The organism is Nonomuraea sp. NPDC049480 (assembly GCF_044465905.1).
Lineage (GTDB): Bacteria > Actinomycetota > Actinomycetes > Streptosporangiales > Streptosporangiaceae > Nonomuraea.
Genome location: NZ_JBITMD010000018.1, coordinates 1 through 18,202, shown reverse-complemented (window position 1 = coordinate 18,202; position 18,202 = coordinate 1). Strand labels below are relative to the sequence as shown.

General features: G+C 69.4%; 18 protein-coding genes. 5 read left to right on the top strand and 13 right to left on the bottom strand.

Going from position 1 to position 18,202, the window contains the following annotated elements; genetic code table 11:
- Positions 1-31 precede the first annotated feature (31 nt).
- Genes ACIBX3_RS39370 through ACIBX3_RS39355 form a run of 4 tightly spaced genes read right to left on the bottom strand, consistent with a single transcriptional unit; the run spans position 32 to position 3,705 of the window.
- Complete coding sequence (locus ACIBX3_RS39370) at positions 32-1,036, bottom strand: biotin-dependent carboxyltransferase family protein (RefSeq protein ID WP_397125644.1); 1,005 nt, start codon at positions 1,034-1,036, stop codon at positions 32-34.
- Entirely contained in the window at positions 1,029-1,643 is a 615-nt protein-coding gene (locus tag ACIBX3_RS39365; RefSeq protein WP_397125889.1) for an allophanate hydrolase subunit 1, read from the bottom strand. The genes ACIBX3_RS39370 and ACIBX3_RS39365 overlap by 8 nt, the downstream gene beginning before the upstream one ends.
- A complete protein-coding gene (locus ACIBX3_RS39360) occupies positions 1,640-2,416 on the bottom strand; it encodes a LamB/YcsF family protein (protein ID WP_397125643.1) in 777 nt (258 codons plus the stop codon). The genes ACIBX3_RS39365 and ACIBX3_RS39360 overlap by 4 nt, the downstream gene beginning before the upstream one ends.
- Before the next feature lie 14 nt (positions 2,417-2,430).
- On the bottom strand, positions 2,431-3,705 hold the full coding sequence (locus tag ACIBX3_RS39355) for an MFS transporter (RefSeq protein ID WP_397125642.1): 1,275 nt from the start codon (positions 3,703-3,705) through the stop codon (positions 2,431-2,433).
- Positions 3,706-3,914: 209 nt separating this feature from the next.
- Here ACIBX3_RS39355 and ACIBX3_RS39350 point away from each other — a divergent pair, with 209 nt between their 5' ends.
- Positions 3,915-4,415 (top strand): GntR family transcriptional regulator, encoded by a 501-nt coding sequence (locus tag ACIBX3_RS39350; protein ID WP_397125641.1) that lies wholly within the window; start codon positions 3,915-3,917, stop codon positions 4,413-4,415.
- 101 nt (positions 4,416-4,516) lie between these two features.
- Here the strand turns inward: ACIBX3_RS39350 and ACIBX3_RS39345 are convergent, their stop codons facing one another.
- From ACIBX3_RS39345 to ACIBX3_RS39325, 5 genes are all read right to left on the bottom strand, one after another.
- Positions 4,517-4,987: a MarR family winged helix-turn-helix transcriptional regulator gene (locus tag ACIBX3_RS39345; protein WP_397125640.1), complete on the bottom strand. Its 471-nt coding sequence runs from the start codon at positions 4,985-4,987 to the stop codon at positions 4,517-4,519.
- Between the two features lie 130 nt (positions 4,988-5,117).
- Positions 5,118-6,779: a ribosomal protection-like ABC-F family protein gene (gene abc-f / locus ACIBX3_RS39340; RefSeq protein WP_397125639.1), complete on the bottom strand. Its 1,662-nt coding sequence runs from the start codon at positions 6,777-6,779 to the stop codon at positions 5,118-5,120.
- Between the two features lie 107 nt (positions 6,780-6,886).
- Entirely contained in the window at positions 6,887-7,747 is an 861-nt protein-coding gene (locus ACIBX3_RS39335; protein WP_397125638.1) for an SDR family oxidoreductase, read from the bottom strand.
- A 421-nt stretch (positions 7,748-8,168) separates the two neighbouring features.
- Positions 8,169-9,467, bottom strand: a complete 1,299-nt coding sequence (locus ACIBX3_RS39330; RefSeq protein ID WP_397125637.1) for a PP2C family protein-serine/threonine phosphatase — start codon at positions 9,465-9,467, stop codon at positions 8,169-8,171.
- A 113-nt stretch (positions 9,468-9,580) separates the two neighbouring features.
- Positions 9,581-11,014, bottom strand: a complete 1,434-nt coding sequence (locus tag ACIBX3_RS39325; protein WP_397125636.1) for a family 43 glycosylhydrolase — start codon at positions 11,012-11,014, stop codon at positions 9,581-9,583.
- A gap of 556 nt (positions 11,015-11,570) precedes the next feature.
- On the opposite strand from ACIBX3_RS39325, the gene ACIBX3_RS39320 reads away from it, so the two are divergent.
- Both ACIBX3_RS39320 and ACIBX3_RS39315 read left to right on the top strand, forming a co-directional pair.
- Positions 11,571-12,788: a sensor histidine kinase gene (locus tag ACIBX3_RS39320; protein WP_397125635.1), complete on the top strand. Its 1,218-nt coding sequence runs from the start codon at positions 11,571-11,573 to the stop codon at positions 12,786-12,788.
- 9 nt (positions 12,789-12,797) lie between these two features.
- On the top strand, positions 12,798-13,478 hold the full coding sequence (locus ACIBX3_RS39315) for a response regulator (protein ID WP_397125634.1): 681 nt from the start codon (positions 12,798-12,800) through the stop codon (positions 13,476-13,478).
- 51 nt (positions 13,479-13,529) lie between these two features.
- On the opposite strand, the gene ACIBX3_RS39310 is transcribed toward ACIBX3_RS39315, so the two are convergent.
- Positions 13,530-14,120, bottom strand: coding sequence for a TetR/AcrR family transcriptional regulator (locus ACIBX3_RS39310; RefSeq protein ID WP_397125633.1), 591 nt, complete (start codon positions 14,118-14,120; stop codon positions 13,530-13,532).
- A gap of 117 nt (positions 14,121-14,237) precedes the next feature.
- On the opposite strand from ACIBX3_RS39310, the gene ACIBX3_RS39305 reads away from it, so the two are divergent.
- Together ACIBX3_RS39305 and ACIBX3_RS39300 are read left to right on the top strand one after the other, a co-directional pair.
- Entirely contained in the window at positions 14,238-15,152 is a 915-nt protein-coding gene (locus ACIBX3_RS39305; RefSeq protein ID WP_397125632.1) for an NmrA/HSCARG family protein, read from the top strand.
- A gap of 483 nt (positions 15,153-15,635) precedes the next feature.
- A complete protein-coding gene (locus ACIBX3_RS39300; RefSeq protein WP_397125631.1) occupies positions 15,636-16,001 on the top strand; it encodes a hypothetical protein in 366 nt (121 codons plus the stop codon).
- 17 nt (positions 16,002-16,018) lie between these two features.
- Here the strand turns inward: ACIBX3_RS39300 and ACIBX3_RS39295 are convergent, their stop codons facing one another.
- The 3 genes from ACIBX3_RS39295 to ACIBX3_RS39285 form a co-directional block, all read right to left on the bottom strand.
- On the bottom strand, positions 16,019-16,855 hold the full coding sequence (locus tag ACIBX3_RS39295) for a MerR family transcriptional regulator (RefSeq protein ID WP_397125888.1): 837 nt from the start codon (positions 16,853-16,855) through the stop codon (positions 16,019-16,021).
- Between the two features lie 25 nt (positions 16,856-16,880).
- The gene (locus tag ACIBX3_RS39290) at positions 16,881-17,780 is read right to left on the bottom strand and encodes an alpha/beta fold hydrolase (protein WP_397125630.1); all 900 of its coding nucleotides are present in this window, start codon (positions 17,778-17,780) and stop codon (positions 16,881-16,883) included.
- Between the two features lie 329 nt (positions 17,781-18,109).
- On the bottom strand, positions 18,110-18,202 hold a 93-nt coding region (locus tag ACIBX3_RS39285; protein ID WP_397125886.1), incomplete at its 5' end, for a transposase.

Genomic DNA, 18,202 nt, shown 5'->3' with positions numbered 1-18,202 from the left:
GTTTCGGCGGATCGAGAACCGCTGGGAAGAACTACGAACTGCTGATCCGGAAGCGGATGCGCTGCCCGGGGCGGGCCTGGGCGGCGCGATCGATGTCGGGGTCGCGCACCACCGCGATCACCGGGTAGCCGCCGGTCACCGGATGGTCCACCAGGAAGAGCGTGGGCTGGCCGGACGGTGGCACCTGCAACGCCCCCGGCACCATGCCCTCGCTGGGCAACTCGTCGTCGCGGGCCCGGGCCAGGTGCTGGCCGCGCAGCCGCATCCCGACACGGTCGCTTTCGACGCTCACCTCGTACGGCGCCGCGCACAATGCCGCCAGCGCCTCGGGCCGGAACCAGTCCTGGCGCGGTCCGGGCCGTACGGTCAGCATCAGGTCGCCCCGCGCGGGATCCGGCAGCGGCGCGAGATCGACGACGGGGAAGGCCCGTGGCGGCGCTCCGATCGGCAGCAGCGTGCCGCGGGCCGGCCGGTCCGGGCCGAGTCCGGCGAGCGTGTCGGTGGAGCGGGAGCCGAGCACTTCCGGGACGTCCACCCCGCCGCGGATCGCCAGATAAGTACGCAGCCCGCTCGTGGGCAGGCTGAGCCGCAGCACGGCGCCGTCGGGGAGGCGTTCGACCGCGCGATGCCCGATGGCCTGATTGTTCCCTGTCGCGTCGGTGACCGAGGCGCGGCAGGGCGCCCCGGTGAGCGCGATCAGCAGGTCACCGTGCGCCCGTACGGCGAGCCCGCCCAGAGTGATCTCCAGGGCCGCGGCGCCCTCCGGATTGGCGACCAGCCTGTTGGCCAGTCGCAGCGCGCCCCGGTCGGCCGCGCCGGAGCGGCCGACCCCGAGCGCGGCGTGCCCGGGCCGGCCCAGGTCCTGCACCATCGTCATGGGCCCGGGGACCAGCACTTCGAGCGCCCGTACGGCGGCGGCCTGGCCCCCGCGGCCGGTGACGCGCTCGTCGAGCCGAACGGCCCCGGCGACCCCGTTCCCGGATGCACAGGCGGCGTCGCCGGTCTCGCCGCGTGGGACGGATGCGATCTCAGTCATGAGCAACCTCGGTGAACCGCACCCGGACGCCCGGCTTCAGCAGCGCCGGAGGATGTGCGTCGATGTCCCACACCGTCACGCCGGTACGCCCGATCAGCTGCCAGCCGCCGGGGGACTCCCGGGGGTACACGCCGCTGAACTCCCCGGCCAGCGCGATCGACCCGGCCGGCACGCGGACGCGCGATTCGCTGCGCCGGGGCACTGCCAGCCGTGAGTCCCCGCCGATCAGGTAACCGAAGCCGGGAGCGAACCCGCAGAACGCCACGATCCAGGGCGTCCGGGTGTGCGCGGTCACCACCTCACGCTCGGTCAATCCGGTCAGCGCCGCCACATCGGCCAGGTCGGCGCCGTCGTACACGACGGGAATCTCCACCTCCCCCATGCGCGTCCGGAGCCCGGCGGCCGGCTGGACCGCTCTGACGGCCGATTCCACCTCGCTGGGGGAAGCAGGCGGCTCGAAGCGGACCAGCACCGTGCGCGCCGCCGGGAGCACGTCGGTGACTCCCGGCGGCGGGTCGGCGGCGAGCGCGTCGTAGAGCTGGACGACTTCGTCAAGGTCGCGTAGTTCGACCAGGAGTGCGGTGTCGCCGCAGCGGCGCAGTCTCAGTTCCACCGGTTCCCCTCGCCGAAGGCCGCCACCTGGACGCCGCCGGCGTCGAGCGTGTCGCGCACTCGCCGGGCCATGGCGACGGCCCCAGGGCTGTCGCCGTGCACGCAGATCGACTGGGCGCGCACGGTCAGCGGGCTGCCGTCGATCGCCTCGATCGGCTGTCCCAGGGCCATGCGCGCGCATCTTTCCGCCACCTTCACCGGGTCGTGGAGCACCGCGCCCGGCTCGCGCCGCGGGACGAGAGTGCCTTCGGGGGTGTAGGCACGGTCGGCGAAGCACTCGGCGACGGCGGTGAGCCCTGCCTCGGCGGCCCGGCGCAGCCAGGCCGAGCCGGGCAGACCGAGCACGGGCAGGCGCGGATCGTAGGCGCATACCGCCTCGACCACGGCGGCGGCCTGGGCTTCATGGTGCACGATCGCGTTGTACAGCGCGCCGTGCGGTTTGACGTAGCTCACCCGGGAGCCCGCGAGCCGGGCGAAGGCGTCCAGGGCGCCGATCTGGTAGATGATGTCGTTGGTGAGCTCCTCGGACGGCACGTCGATGAACCGCCGCCCGAAGCCCGCCAGGTCGCGATAGCTCACCTGGGCGCCGATCGCCACTCCGCGTTCGACCGCCGTCTCGCAGACCCGCCGCATGATCATCGCATCGCCCGCGTGGAATCCGCAGGCCACGTTGGCGCTGGTGACGATCGACAACAACGCCTCGTCGTCGGCGAGAACCCACCTGCCGAAACCCTCGCCCAGATCGGAATTGAGATCGATGTGCGTCACTTCGCCGCTCCCCGCTACGCCAGCGCCTTGGCGCGTGTCTCGGGCAGTCCGATCAGGGAGACCACGGCGAGCCCGTACGCCGCGGCGCCGAACAACATGGCGCCGCCGATGCTGCCGCCCGTGGCGAGGAAGCCGATGATCGTGGGGAAGAACGCGCCGAGGCCGCGGCCGAGGTTGTAGGTGAAGCCCTGCCCGGTGCCCCGGAGGTGGCTGGGGTAGAGCTCGGACAGGAAAGCGCCGAACCCGCTGAAGATGGCCGAGGAGCAGAAGCCGAGCGGGAAGCCGAGGAAGAGCACGTACTGGTTCGCGCTGGACGGCAGCTGGGTGTAGAGGATGATGAGCGCCGCGCTGAGCACCGCGAAGATCAGGAAGGTCTTCTTCCGCCCGATCTTGTCGGTGAAGTAGCCGCCGGTCAGATAGCCGCAGAAGGCGCCGCCGATGAGGAAGGCCAGATAGCCGCCGGTGCCGATGACGGTGAGCCCCTTCTCCGTCTTCAGGAAGGCGGGCACCCACGTCGCGAGGGTGTAGTAACCCCCTTGCACGCCGGTGGCCAGGAGCGAGGCGAAGAGCGTCTTGCGGGCGAGGTCACCTGCGAAGATCTGCGAGAGCGAGCCCCGTCCCTTGGTGTCGATCCTCTCCTTGAAGACGGGCGCGTCGCTGAGGTTGCGGCGCACGTAGATCACCAGCAGCGCCGGCAGCGCGCCGGTGAAGAACATCACGCGCCACGCCAGGGTCTCGTCGACGAAGCTGAAGATCCAGGTATAGGCCAGGACCGCGAGACCCCAGCCCACGGCCCAGGAGCCCTGGATCATGGCGACGGCACGGCCTCGGTGGCGGGCGCTGGCGTACTCGGCGATCAGGATCGCCCCCGCCGCCCATTCGCCGCCGAAGCCGAGGCCCTGCAGGGCGCGGAAGACCAGCAGGGTCTCGTAGTTGGGCGCCAGCCCGCACAACGCGGTGAACACCGCGTACGCGACGACCGTCACCATCAGCGTCTTCACCCGGCCGATGCGGTCGGCGAGGATGCCGGCGGCGGCGCCGCCGAACGCGGAGGCGACCAGGGTCGCGGTGGACAGCAGGCCGGTCTGCCCCTTGTCGAGGGCGAAGGTCGCGGAGATCGCGACCAGGCTGAGCGGGAGCGTCCAGAAGTCGTAGGAGTCCAGCCCATAGCCGAGGTAGGCGCCCTTGAAGGCTTTCTGGCCCTGCTTGCCGAGCGTCTTGTACCAGGCGAAAGCGCCGCTGCCCTCTTCTGAGCGCCCATCGTCGGTCACGGTTGCTGGTTCTGTCACGGAGCACCTCGTTCGTCGGGCTTGTCAGTGGGGGGTGAGGGAGACGAGTTCCAGATCCGGCGGACCGTGGCGCCCCGATCGTCTCCAGGCCGCATATGGACGTGTGGGTTCAACATAAGGATTGTTGAACGATCTGACAAGGGGTTTGTGCAACGACTGTGTTGGCTTGAGTCGCGGAGGACGCCTTCCCGGGTGGAGGAGGAGCAGGGATGACAGGTTGGGAAGAGCACTTGAGCGCTGCGCGGCCGGCGCTCGAGCGGGCCGGCACCGCGGAGCTCGTCGCGAGCATCCTGCGGGAGAACATCATCGAAGGGTCGCTGCCACCAGGCATCCGGCTCTCGGAGGAGGCCATCGGCCAGGTGCTGAAGGTGTCCAGGAACACGCTGCGCGAGGCGTTCCGGCTGCTCTCCCACGAGAACCTGCTGGTGCACGAACTCCACCGCGGCATGTTCGTCCGGCGGCTGACCGCGTCCGACGTCGCCGACATCTACCGGACGCGGCGCGCCCTGGAGGCGGCGGCGTGCGGGCGGCGAGCCGGGCCTCCCCGGAGATGCTGCGGGAGGTGGTACGTCAGGTCGGGAAAGGCAGGGCCGCGGCGGACACCGGCGAGAAGAACCGGCCGGCCTGAGTGCCTGGACGCCGTTCGCCGTAGCCGCGAACGGCCGTTCCCGCCCCGCCACACGGACGGGTCCGCTTCACCCTCGGCCTGAAACTGAAGGCCGGAGCACTGCGGACGAATCCGGCGCTGGTCCTTCTCGGCGGTGCACCCGTCCGGTCATTACCCCGAACTCGTGGAGGACTGCGTTGAGCGTCATGGTGACGTGCTGTCGAGTTGGCCGAGGATGCGGTCGGAGATCCGCGCGAGGGTGGCGAGTTCGTCTGGGCCGAGGGCGTCGATGACCAGGCGTCGGACCAGGGCCACATGGTGGGGCGCGGCCGATTCGATGGTTGTGCGGCCGGCGGGCGTGATGACGACGAAGGCTCCGCGTCCATCCTCGGGGCACTCCTCCCTGGCCACCAGGCCGCGCTTGGTCATCCTGGCGATCTGGTGCGACAGGCGGCTCTGCTCCCACTCCACCGTCTTGGCCAGGTCCTGGAATCGTTGCCGTCCGTCCGGGGCGTCGGTGAGCGCCACCAGGATCTCGAAGTCGGCGCCGGACAGCTTGGCGTGCGCCTGCAGGTCACGGATCAGCGTGGCGCTGAGCTTCTGGTGCAAGCGGATGAAGCTGCGCCAGGCGTGCTGCTCGGCCGGGCTCAGCCACTGGGAGGTCTGCTCATTCATGCACGGCGAGTCTATCCACGTTCTTGACATATCATGCACCTCCTTCACCAAGGAAGATGACACATCAGCTAACAGGCATGCAACCGGTTTCCCTCCCCAGAAGTGATGAAGAGGCCGGGGCTCGTCGCGGCTAGACGGTCACGTGCGGCAGGATCGCCCTGCTCGCCTTGAGCTCCAGGTGGGAGCCGGTGAAGGCGGCCCGCATGCGCCGGTCGTGGGTGACGATGACGAGCGAACCCTCAAAGTCGGTCAGAGCATGCTCCAAGTCGTTCATCAGGGCCGGGGACAGGTGGTTGGTGGGCTCGTCCAGGAGCAGCAGATCGGCCGGTTCGCTGACCATGCGGGCGAGTTCGAGCCGGCGACGCAGGCCGGGAGAGAGCGCCTTGACCGGCACGGCGAGATCGGTGGCACGAAACAGTCCCAGCGCGAGCAGCGCATCGGCGTGTTCGGCCGGCTCTCCCGGTCGCCCGGCCGCGAACGCCTCCAGGACCGTGCCTCCGCCGCACGGCATGCCGTCCTGCTGGCGCAGATGACCCACGCGGGCCACCCGGCGGACCGTGCCGGTGTCGGGGGCGAGTTCGCCGGCCAGGACGCGCAGGAGCGTGGTCTTGCCCGCACCGTTGGGGCCGGTGACCAGCAGCCGCGCGCCCGGGTCGATGCGCAGTGACTCGACGTACAGGCGCTCGCCGACACGCACATCGGTCAGTTCCGCGACCGGGCCGCCGGTACCGGCGCCGATGTCGGCGGTGGTGACGTGGGCGGTGAACCTCAGAGGCCGCGGAGGCGGCGGAACCCGGTTCAGATGGAGTTGTCGCAGCCGTTCACGGGCGCCGCGGATCCTGCTCATCGCCCCGTGCGCCCGTGACCTGGCCCGGAACGCGCCCGCCCCGCTGAAGGCGGCCGGCGCCTTGCGCGGGATGGCAGCCAGCCGTCCCGCGTTGGAATCGGCCAGTTCCTCCTGGTGGGTCACCTCGGCGCGCCACTCCTTGTGCTCTCGGGCCCAGCGCGCCCTGGCCGCCGCCTTGGCCGCCAGGAATCCGGTGTAGCCATTGCCGTACCGGTGTAGAGCGCGCAGATCATGGTCCACCTCCACGATGGTGGAGGTGACCCGCTCCAGGAAAAGCCGGTCATGAGTGACCGTGATCAAGGTACCCCGGTGATCTCGCAGGTGGTTCTCCAGCCAGGCGACGGTCTGGTCGTCAAGGTCATTGGTGGGTTCGTCCAGGAGCAGCACCTCGGGTGCCGCAGCCAGGGTCGCGGCCAGCGCGAGCCGGGACCGCTGCCCGCCGGACAAGGTGCCGAGCGGGCGGTTCCGGTCCAGTCCGGGCTGGCCGAGTGCGTTCAGCATGATCTCGACCCGGGTGTCGGCCTGATATCCGCCGCGGGCCTCGAAACGGGCGACCAGGGCGCCGTAGGCCGCCAGCTCAGCGGGCGTGGCATCACCGAGGCCGAGCTCGGCCTGCCGCATCCGGCGCTCCAGGTCGCGCAGGTCCGCCAGCGCGAGATCGATGGCGTCCCCGACGAGGGCGGTGCCGGGCAGGTCCAAGGTCTGCGCCAGGTAGCCGACGCCACCAGGCGCCGCCACGGTGACAGACCCGTTGTCGGGCTGGGTCCGTCCGGCCAGCAGGCGCAGCAAAGTGGATTTTCCAGACCCGTTGTCGCCGATCACGCCGACCTTTTCGCCGGGCTTGACGGTGAGGGAGACCTGGTTCAGGACGATCTTGTCTTCATACCGCTTGGTGACGCCGGACAGGACGAGCTGGGTGTCGGATGAGGGATGACCGATACGCATAAAAGCGTCCTCCTGAAGTAGGCACGGCCGTGTGGACAGTCGGTGGCGGAACTGGTCAGGCGGCGGCTTCGGGGCCGGAAAGGCCGCCGTCGACGCCGGTCCGCCGGTCAACCGGCGGTTTCGGGGGCGGGTACGGCGTGTTCGGCGGCCCGGCTGACCTGCTCCCAGGCGGCCCAGGTCTCCATCCGCCGGCGGGAGATGTCGAAGGCCAGGTCGTAGACCATGCTCCCGAGCAGCAACCGCAGCGGCGGGTCTTCGCTGTCGACCAGCTTCAGCAGCGCCTCGGCGGCCAGGCGCGGCTCGCTGTCGACCGAGCCTTCGGCCCACTGCTTCTCCAGCTCGGCGCGCAGCGGGCCGTACTCCCCCGAAGGCGAGGTGGTGGTCATGCTGGTGTACAGGTCGGTCCAGTAGCCTCCGGGCTGGACGATGGTGACCTTGACGCCGAACGGCGCGGTCTCCATCGCCAGTGCCTCGCTCATGCCCTCCAGCGCGAACTTGCTCGCGCTGTACATCCCGGTGCTCGGGAAGCCGCCGAGGGCGGCGATGCTGGAGACCTGCACGATGTGACCGGATGCCTGGGCGCGCAGGTGCGGCAGGACGGCCTGGCAGACCCACATCGCCCCGAAGAGATTGACCTCCAGCTGGGCGCGCGCCTCGGCCTCGGTGAACTCCTCGAGCATGCCCGAGGACATGGTCCCGGCGTTGTTGACCACGATGTCGAGCCGGCCGAAGTGCTCGACGGCGGTGTTCACGGCGGCGAACACCGCGGCGCGGTCGGTCGCGTCCAGGGCAAGGGTGAGCAGCCGATCTCCGTACCGGTCGCCGAAGGCCTGTGGCGTGATGGTACGGGCGGCGGCGACCACCTGATCGCCGCGCTCCAGCGCGGCGAGGGCGAACGCACGGCCCAGGCCGCGGCTGGCTCCGGTGATGAACCAGGTGCGGGAAGAGGCGGTGGCTGGGATGGACATATACAGAACTCCGATCGGTTGCCTTCACATCGACGAGACGGTCCGTCTCGTCTTGTGAGGTGACCATACCGGGGCTCGTCCTTCGCGTCAAGACGGACCGTACCGTCTCGTTCATGTCCACGCACAGGAAGTCGTCAGCGCTCGCACCCGGAACGTTTCCTGCGGCGTTGCAAACGTGCCTTCGCATGCACGACATATGGAACAAGATCCGGTCGCGAACACCCTGGACAGGAAGAGACCTCAGGCCTGCCCCCACGAGACGATCTTGGTAGGGGTGATCCTGATGATCTTCCGGACAAGGACGGCAGGGGCGGCTCGTGGTCCGTCAGCGCCACCGCCGTGCCCCGGATCTCGATGCCGCGGATCGACCGCCGCCAGGTCGTCAACGACGAACGGTCGAGTTCAGGAGCAGGCGCACACCTCAAAGGCGGACGACAAGCAGGGCGATGTCGTCGCGGGCGCCGCTGCTGACCTTCAGGGATGCCAGCAGTGCGTCGGCGAGGTGTTCGGGGTCGAGCCGGCCGAACCGGGCCAGCGCGTCGGTCAGCCGTTCCAGGCCGACGTCGATGTCCTGGCCGCGGCGTTCGATGAGCCCGTCGGTGTACAGGCCGAGGACGGCTCCGGGCTTGTAGGGCAGTTCGGCCTGAGGGCCGGTGACGTGCTCGGGGCGGGCGCCCAGCGGCGGGTCGGTGGCCTGGTCCAGCAGCGTGCAGGAGCCGTCCGGGTCGAGCAGGACGGGCGGCGGATGGCCGGCATTGCTGTAGGTGATGCGGTGCCTTCTGGTGTCGATCACTGCCTCGATCGCCGTGGTGGCCAGCGCTCCTTCGAGTGAACGGGCGTACAGGCCGAGCACTTCCAGCGCCCGGGCCGGCTCCTTGACCGCGCGGATCGCGGCGCTCAGCGCACTGCGCAGCATCCCCATGACGGTGGCGGCTTCCAGGCCGTGGCCGACGACGTCGCCCACCGCGACGGCGTAGCAGGCGTCTGACAGGTCCACGACGTCGTACCAGTCGCCGCAGACGTTCAGCGCGCCCACGGCGGGCAGGTAACGCACCGCGATGTCGGGGTGATGGTCCAGGTCGGGACAGCGGAGCATGCACTCCTGCAGGGCGAGCGCGACCTGGCGTTCGCGGGCGTGGGCCTGGCGGAGTTCCTCGTTCAGCCGGTGCAGTTCCTGCGCCCGCGCGTACAGTTCGGCCTCCATCGTCGCCTCCCCTCTCGCCGCGCGGCGGACGGGCGGTCTGCTCGCGGGCTGCTCGGGGGCGCAGGAGCGGATGAACTCCGTCACGTCCTCGACCCGGTGGATGATCCACGACACACTCCCGTCCGGCGCCAGGACGGGAGTGTTGATGGGAGACCACCAGCGCTCCTCGAAGGCCCCCGGGCGGTCAGGGAGGGCGATGTCGTACTTCTGCAGGACCATCGTGTCCGGTTCCCGGTAGGCCAGCACGCGGCGCAGCGAGGCGCGCAGGTTCCTCACCCCGTCGGCGTGGGGATCGTCGGGGTTGTCGGGGAAGGCGGCGAAGATGTGCTGGCCGATCAGGTCCTCGGCGGTGCGGCCGGTCGCGCGCAGGTAGGCCCGGTTGACATCGACGATCACCAGGTCCGGGTCCAGCACGAGGCACGGGGACGGCGTGGCGGCGAACAGCGCCGCGTGGTCGATCTGCGGCGTGCCCGGCTGCCGTGTGCCCGGTCTTCGCGGGCCGACGAATCTGCCCACGCCATCCACTCTATGGGGTGTTTTGCCTGCTCACCATAGGTAGGACGTGGAGCAGGCCGGGTCCTCGGCATGATGAACCGAGCCGGCGGCGGCACGGTCGCCTCGTGACGACCCTACGGGTAGACCTCGGCGCGGTCGATCGCCACGCCGTACCCGGTGGATTCCTCCCGCTTGTCGCGAAGGACGCGGACCCGAAGCGTGTGTCTACCGGCGGTCAGTTGCGGGCTCAGGTAGTGAAGGGTTTCACCGACGCCCGCGGCGCAGTATTGGTCGTGGACGGTTTCCGGGCCGCCATCGACGGAGACGGCGAACTTCCCGCGGCCAGGGCCGCCGAACGCGAGCAGCGCGATGCGCCGCCCGGTGAAGCCGTACGTGGCGGTCGCGCCGGAGGTGCCGCTCCACTTGTCGTCTCCCCAGAAGCAGAGCGGGGCGCAATCCGGGCGGGAGTTCCAGGTGCCACCGTACGTGACCGATCCCTCGCCGTTCGACCGGCCGTCGTCGTTGATCCAGTACGAGCCACCCTCGGGGTCGGGGTGGGGCAGGTCCTGGGTGGCGCCGATCGGGCGGGGGGCCCCGAAGTTCGGTGAGCCATCCGCCTTCCAGGAGAAACGCTGTACCCGGGTGGTCCGCAGACTCAGCAGGTTCACCCCGGATGCGCTTGTCCCGTTCGCGTAATAGACGATCCAGTCATCGCCGTCCGGGGACCTGAAGAAACCGTTGTGCCCGGGGCCCCAGACGCCGGCGTCGGGGTTGCCGGCGAACACCGGACCGGGATGCTGTTGCCAGTTGTCCTTGGCCAACGGATCAGCGTTGCCCGCGATGCTCTTCATGAACAGGCGGTACTCGGGATCCTTCACATGGCAGACCGAGTAGACCATCCAGGTGCGGCCGTTCCTGTAGAGGAATGAGGGTGCCTCCCGTACCCGGGGACACGTCTCGCCGCCGTGAGCCGGTATGTGGACCGGTTCGCCGGTTGTCTTCGTGAAGCCGGTCATCCTTTGCAGATGCAAGGCATTGTGCTGGCCCGGCACGGAAGCCGAGAAGGCCAGGTACTTCTGGTCGTTGTGAAACATGATCGCGGGGTCGATCGCCCACCTGTCCGGTCCGATCCTGCCCTTGAACGTGTAACCGCTCATCGGGTCGGTGTCGTTCGACTCGGCGACGAAGAGCCGATGCGTCTCGTCGCCGTCGTCGGATGCGGCCGCCGTGTAGTACAGATACCACTTACCGGTCGCCGGGTCCCGATAGAACTCGGGCGCCCACACCAGGCGCCGGTTCTGCCCTTCCGGAATGGTGAAAACCGTGACCGGTGGGGCCACGTAGAGTCGTCCGATGCTTGTCGCCTTCCGCATCGTGATCCGATTGGCGTGCGTCGTCATGGCCAGGTAGTAGTAACCGTTGTGGTAGGTCATGAAGGGCCCACCATCCTCGCCGACCGGGTTCCTGAACGTCTCGGGTGCGGGTGCGGTGGTTGCTTGAGCCGACGTGCTGAGCGCCGGCGTCAACGCGGCTAACGCCACCGCCGCGACCAGCAGCTTCTTCTTCATTGCAGAACTCCTCCTTGGTGGCTCCTGAGGCGCCGGTACTGTCGATGGGCCCAGCCGCCCGGGACAAGACCGCGGCCTGTTCGTGCTTGTTCGGGCATGTTCCTTGCGCGGGATCATGTTGTCGCGGCCGGTTTCATGGGCACGCTCTCGCGAACAAAAGATATGAGAAGCCGCGGCGCAGCACATCGAACGAGCGGTTGAACTGCGCTACCGCGATTGGCCGGGGGAAATTCCGGACGTGGAACCAGTGCGGTAGTGGTGCCACCGGAATACGGCGGCGGGCCGCGGAGCCCGGGGCGGATCGCGGACCTGCGCTGTCGCCGGGCCGTGCAGCGGTATGACCGGTGTCGGTGTCCTGTCGTCACCGGCGACACCACGCGGCGATGTGGCGCGGGAAGACCATGTCTGCCGGAAGTAGTCGAACTTTCGCGGTACGGGGCTCCGTAGTAGTCGCCGACCGGTGACCGTCCGTCCGGATCCGGCGTCGTCTTTCGCAGTACATGCTCCGGCTCCTTGGTGGATGTGGTGGCGACCTGCGGGCCTCTACGATGCTCTGGTGCATGACAGGGCCATCGCGCTGGCCCGGCGACTCTGGGCGGAGCACCCAACGCTGGTCGACGGTGCCGTAGCGGTGGCGCTGACCCTCGGCAGCTGGACGTGGGCCGTCCTGGAGCCGGAGCGGGCGACTCGTCCGGCGGATCTGGCCGCCGCGGTACTGACCGCGGCCTCGAACCTGCCGCTGATCTGGCGGCGGCGGGCGGCGTTCACCGTCCTGGTGGTGTCGTGCACGACCGCGATGGTGTACCACGAGCTGGGCTACAACTATTGGACCAACAACATGGCGCCGCTGCTCGCGCTTTACTCGGTTACCGTTCACCGGCCTGTCTGGCTGGCCGCCATCGGCGGGCTCGTGGTAACGGTCAAGTGGGCGCACGTCGCGGATCTGCATCCCGATGTCCACACGTGGTCGGCCATCGGCCAGGCCCCGGTGGTGACGGGTTGTGCGTTGGCCGCCGGCGCGATGGTGCGGCTGCTGATCCGCCGCAACCGGCAGCTCGCCGACCTGGCCGCCCAGCTGCGGCGCGAGCAGGACGCCGCCGCCCGGCGCGCGGTCACCCAGGAACGGCTGCGCATCGCCAGGGAACTGCACGACGTCGTCGCCCACCACATGTCGGTGATCTCCGTGCAGGCCGGGCTGGGGAGCTACGTGATCGACACCGACCCCGGCGCCGCGCGCGCTGCCCTGGACACCGTCGCCGACACCAGCCGCGAGGCCATCTTCGAGCTGCGGCGGGTGCTCTCGATCCTGCGCATCGAAATCGACGAGGCCGACGAGGAGCGCTACGCATCCGCCCCGCAGCTCGAGCACCTCGACCCGCTCCTGGACCGGATGCGCGCCGCCGGCCTCGACCTTGACCTCACCGTCACCGGACGACGCCATCCGCTGCCGCAAGGGCTGAACCTGTCTGCGTACCGGATCATCCAGGAGGCACTTACCAACGTCCTCAAGCACGCGCCCGGTGCCCACACCCGGGTCAGGGTCACCTATGGAGCCGCCGCGCTGACTGTGTCCGTCACCAATGAGGGGAGCGCGCTCCCGGACCCAGTCCCGCCCGTGCACTCCACCGGCCACGGACTGATCGGGATGAAAGAGCGGGTGAGGCTGTACCGGGGGACACTCGTGACGGGGCCCACGCCGTCAGGCGGGTTCGAGGTGACCGCGACCTTTTTGCGTCCCTACGACGACGGGATACAGCCCGACGGCCGCGAGTAAGATCACCGTATGCTGACCGTGCTCGTCGTGGACGATCAGGTGCTGATCCGCGCGGGCCTGGCCGCGTTGATCCGCGCAGCCCCCGATCTCGACGTCGTGGGCGAGGCCGCCAGCGGTGAGGAGGCCGTGCGGCTGGCCGCCAGGACCCGCCCGGACGTGATCCTCATGGACATCCGCATGCCGGGCATGGACGGCATCGCGGCCACCGAGCGCATCCTCGCAGCACCCGGTCCGAGCAAGCCCAAGGTGCTGATCCTCACCACTTTCGACCTGGACGAGTACGTCTACAACGCCCTGCGCGCGGGCGCGTCCGGGTTCCTGCTGAAGGAGACCACGCCGCAACGGCTGCTGGCCGCGATCCACACCGTGGCCGGCGGCGACACCCTGCTGGCACCCGCCGCCACGCGCCGCCTGATCGAGGCGTTCCTCCCGGTCCGCGATCCGGCGCCAGACGCGGGCGGCCCGGCCCGGACGCCCGATCCCCTCACCGGCCGCGAGGCCGAGGTGCTCGTTCTGGTCGGGCGGGCCATGTCCAACAAGGAGATCGCCGATCATCTGGTGGTGAGCGAGTCGACCGTGAAGACCCATCTCAACCGCGCGATGGCCAAGCTCGGGCTGTCCAGCCGCGCGCAGGCGGTGGCCTACGCCTACGAACACGGGCTGGTCACCCCAGGCATTCTGGACAGCTGATCGCCGTATCACGCTTGGCGTGTTCACCGAGTAGTGTCCACCGCCGATTTCTCATGCGGGGCGCACTCCGGTCAGCGCGAGAGTGAGCAGCCGATCGGCCTGGGCCGCGCCGTCGGGTTCTTGCTCGGTGGCCAGGGAGATGGCGTTGACGAGTTTGAGCAGGTCCGTGATTGAGACGTCGGGTCGTACGGCGTTCGCCCCGCGGGCGCGGGTCAGCAGGTCCTCTCCAGCGTTCTTGATCATCGTGTGGCAGGTGGCGCCCAGAGTGGGATCGCCGTCTTGGGCGCCACGCATCAGCGAAGCGGCCAGGCCTCGGTTGGACACGGCGTGTCTGGCGACGGCTCGAAGCCAGGTCATCAGCGCATGCCCGGGATCAGGGTCGGCGGCGAGGTCGCCGGCGGTGGCGCACAGGACCTCGACCTTGTCCCGGAAGACAGCCTCCAGCAGCTGCTGCCGGGAGGGGAAGTGCCGGTGCAGCGTGGCCGAGCCGACGCCCGCGCGCCGGGCGATCTCTTCCAGGGAGGCCTCGGCTCCGTGCTGCGCGATGCCTTCGGCAGCCGCGGTCAGGATGCGGTCGTAGTTGCGTCGCGCGTCCGCGCGCATCGGCCGTGCGGGCGATGTCGTAGGGCTGTCGTGCGGCATGTCATCTCCGGCGAGCTTGCAAAACGGGGTGTCCCTCCATATCGTACTCATCCAGAACCGGAGGACCACCCCATTTAGGTGTACGGCCTCCGCATGGCTACCGACTGGAGACACATCGTGAAGACCATCGTGGTGGTGGGGGCGACCGGCCTGCAGGGCCGTGCCGTGACGGCGCAGCTGCTCACCGGCGGCTGGCGGGTACGAGCGGTGACGCGCGATCCGAACGCCCCGGCGGCCCGGACGCTGGCGCAGGCGGGCGCACAGCTGGTCAGCGCCCAGATGGACGACGTCACCTCACTCGTCGCCGCGGCCGAAGGCGCCTACGGCCTGTTCAGCGTGCAGCCCACCGTCGGCTCTCCGGGAACGCCGGCGGGCTTTTCCGCCGAGGACGAGGTCCGCTGGGGCCGCAACGTCGCCGATGCGGCACACGCCGCCGGTGTGCAGCACCTGGTCTATGCCTCCCTCGCCGGCGCCGGCCGCCACAACACCGAGAAGCTGCCACAGAACACGATCAACAAGTGGCGCATCGAACGGCACATCACCCGGCTGGGCCTGCCCGCGACCTTCCTGCGCCCGGTCTCGTTCATGGAGAACTACACCGGCGCCTACCACCTGCACGACGGCACCGTGGCCACCGCGTTCGCCGCCGGCGTGCCCCAGCAGATCATGGCCGTCGACGACGTCGGCGCCTTCGCCGTCCTGGCCTTCGCCCAGCCGGGCCAGTGGATCGGCCGCGCGGTCGACCTGGCCGGAGACGAGCTCACTCCCGTCCAGATCGCCGCGGCCATCTCCGAGGCCGTCGGCCGGTCGCTGCCCTACGTCCAGATCCCGATCGAGGCGATCGCCCAGGTCGGCGAGGAGTTCGCCTTCGCCTACACCTGGCTCAACGAACGCGGCTACCGCGCCGACGTCGCCTTCACCCGCGCGCTGCACCCGGGCCTGCTGGACCTGCGCACCTGGCTGAAGCGGACCGGGGCAACCCAGATCGCCGGCTTCCTGGCCGCCCAGCACACCGCCAAGCAGGACGGATGAGCACGCTCAACCTCGGACGAATCGGCATCTGGGCGGGCGGTTCGCGGGTACACCCAGCAGCTGCCGGAACTCCGCGACGGCCCGGGGGATCCAGGTCGTCGCCGGCGACTCCTTCTGGCCGGAGGTGAACGTCTGCACTTCGACCGGCTGGGCGCTCGGGGTGCCATTTCGACTTCTCCTGCCGGTCAGCGGCTCGCGGGGACCTGGAGACGTCGAGGTCGGCGGTTGGTCGTCGTGGCCGGCGGGGTGTCCTCGCATGCGGTTCGCGGGAAGGTCCGGTGGCTGTCCTCGGTCGCGCCGGCCCAGTCCTCGGCCTCGGCTGGGCACAACGTCCTGTCACTCTGACGAGAGCACGCCGGAAGCGCGCGTGGCAAGATCGGGATAACGTGGCGCCCTCTGGAGGGGATCGACAATGTCGATGGACCCAGGCACCACCTTCAACCATCGCGCCGGCGTGGCAACGTTCTGCGAGAAGGAGGACGCGTGACAGTGGCACGAGTGCTGGTGATCGGTCTCGATCCCGCCAAGATCCAGGGCTGGGACCCGGAGCCGGTCCAGGCGGCGATGGCACGCGGTCAGGCCCGCTTCGACGATCATGGTATCGAGGCCGACTGGTGCCTGGTGGCACTCGACGAGAACCCCGAAGGAGCGATCGTGGAGACGCTGACCCGCGAAGACTACGCCTGCGTGGTGATCGGGGGCGGCATCCGCAAGCACGAGCCGCTGCTCGAATTCTTCGAGAAGGTGGTCAACCTGGTCCGGCAGCACGCCCCCGACGCGGCCATCGCCTTCAACAGCAGCCCCGAGGACTGCGCCGACGCAGCTCTGCGGTGGCTGCGCCAGCCCTGACAGGACCCCGCTCGCCGTCACCATGGACGCCGGGAACGCTGAACCGCGGTGTCCTCCTGCCGTGTTCCGGCCGCACCCCGTGCCGGGTCCACGCGCTCGAGCTTGGTCCAGCCGGTCCAGCCTCGCTTCTCCAGCAGCTCGATCAGTCGACGGGCCAGCGGCGCGGCGTCGAACACCAGCGTGTCCAGCAGCTCGACGAACGACGGCTCGATGCCGGGGTCGTCGTCGACGTGGTCCTCACCTCGCTCGTCGGCTATCCGCGTGATGTAGGGCGCCAGCTTGTCAGCCCATTCGGCCAGCCTGGGGTCGCCGGCGGCCCAGTCGAGAGCCTGGCCCAGGGTGAGATAGAAATCGATGAGCTCCGGGTCGGCGATCTGCTCCCGCTTGCGTGCCATCCACTCCGAGGCCAGCTCGGGCGTGTGCGCGGCCAGCAGGATCCAGCCGTCGCGCTCGACCTCGACGATCCGCTCGTCGACCCCGAGCGCCCGCAGCCGGTCGAGAAACTCGACCACCTCCGGGGGCAGCGCCAGGCTGTCCCCGGAGGCGAGGCGGGCGATCCGCTCACGGTTCCGCTGCCGCTCGCGGATCTCCGCCCGCAGCCGCTTGTCGATGTCCGCGACCGCCGCGGCGAACTCCTCCTCGTCGGCCTGGAGCAGCTCCCGCACCCGCGCCAGCGGGACTCCAGCCTCGGCGAGGGTCCGGATCTTGATCAGCTCGACCACGGCGCCGGCGTCGTACCTCCGATAGCCGGAGTGGTCCCGCTCCGGCTCCGGCAGCAGCCCCTTGGCGTGATAGTGCCTCACCGCGCGCACCGTCACTCCCGCGTACGACGCCAGCTCGCCGATGGTCAGCATCAAGAATCAGCCTCCCAGGAGTTGCTCAAGAAGTCGCCTGGCCGGCTGGGCCTGGCGCACTCCGGATGATCTGGGCTATCTCCGGGGCGTGGGTGAAGACCAGCTGGTGGTCGGCGTCGAGCCAGGACGTGGCGATGTGCGGCCGCTTGCGAACAAGCCGCTCGACACCGGCACGCCAGTTCTGGTTGAACCGCGGCGCATGCCCTTCGCCGCTGTCGCCGGCCATCGAGGTCGACACGATCATGCTGATTGGGCAGTCGATCTTCCTGTATCGGTCAAGGATCCTGGACCGAACCACATCGATCTCGACATTCAGATCGAGAATCTCCTGGGCGGTGAGCAACACCTGACGCGCGGTGCCCCGCCCGGCCTCCTGCTGCGTCGCCAGGTCCTCCCACATTGCGCGAAAGTCGGGCAGGACGGCCTCGGTGATGAACGGTTCGGGCACCGGGTTCGCCCCGTCGATGAGAACAAGCTCGGCGACGGCGCCAGGATGCTCGGAGGCATAGTGCACGGCCAGATCCGCGCCCAGCGAATAGCCCACAAGCACGGGCGCCGCATCCAGGTCGAGGCGTCCCAGCTCCGCCAGCACGGCGACCAGATCACTGAGGAACGCCTCGAAGGAGTACCGGTCGGCGGCCGAGGCGAGGCCATGGCCCCGGAGGTCGAAGGTCATCACGTCGTGGTCGCGCCGCAGCAGCTCGGCCAGCTCGCGCAGGTCGGCCTGTGTCGAGCTCAGCCCAGGGCACAGGACCAGCGGTCGTCCCCGGCCACCGCGAGACACCGGGATCGTGACGCCGTCGTGGTGGATCGTGAAGTGCCGCATCGTCCTTCCCCCTCTCTCAGCCCGCTCCGCATCGCCGCCGTGGCCGCCGTACGACTTGCGCAGGCCGGCGACCTCGATCGCACTGGTTTTCGTGGTCATGCCACCATGCTGAGGGCTTGACCCTGCGTCAGGGTCAAGACTTCTACGCCAGGAAAGGCCCTCTGGCCTGCCTGAAAGTAGGGGGTAGGCCGTTCAGTGACGAGATCATTCCGTATGGATTCCGCAGCAGGCATTCGGTGGATCATGATTCCCCCAGCGCTTTCTCCATGCGTTGGCGGGCCACCTCGCGCTGGCCGTCGATGCACTTGGCGTAGATCTTCAGCGTGATCTGGCGTGGAACCCCGGGCGTTTACGCCCGGGAGGAAACGACAGCGCGGGAGGGCCCCCAGGCCCGAGCGGTGCTCTGCCAGTCGGTCTCTGTGGGTGGCTCAGCCTGGCCGCTTCTGGTTCTCGATGTACTCCTTGATGATCGACAAGGGTCCCCCGCCGCAGGACGCGGCGAAATACGAGGGGGACCAGAA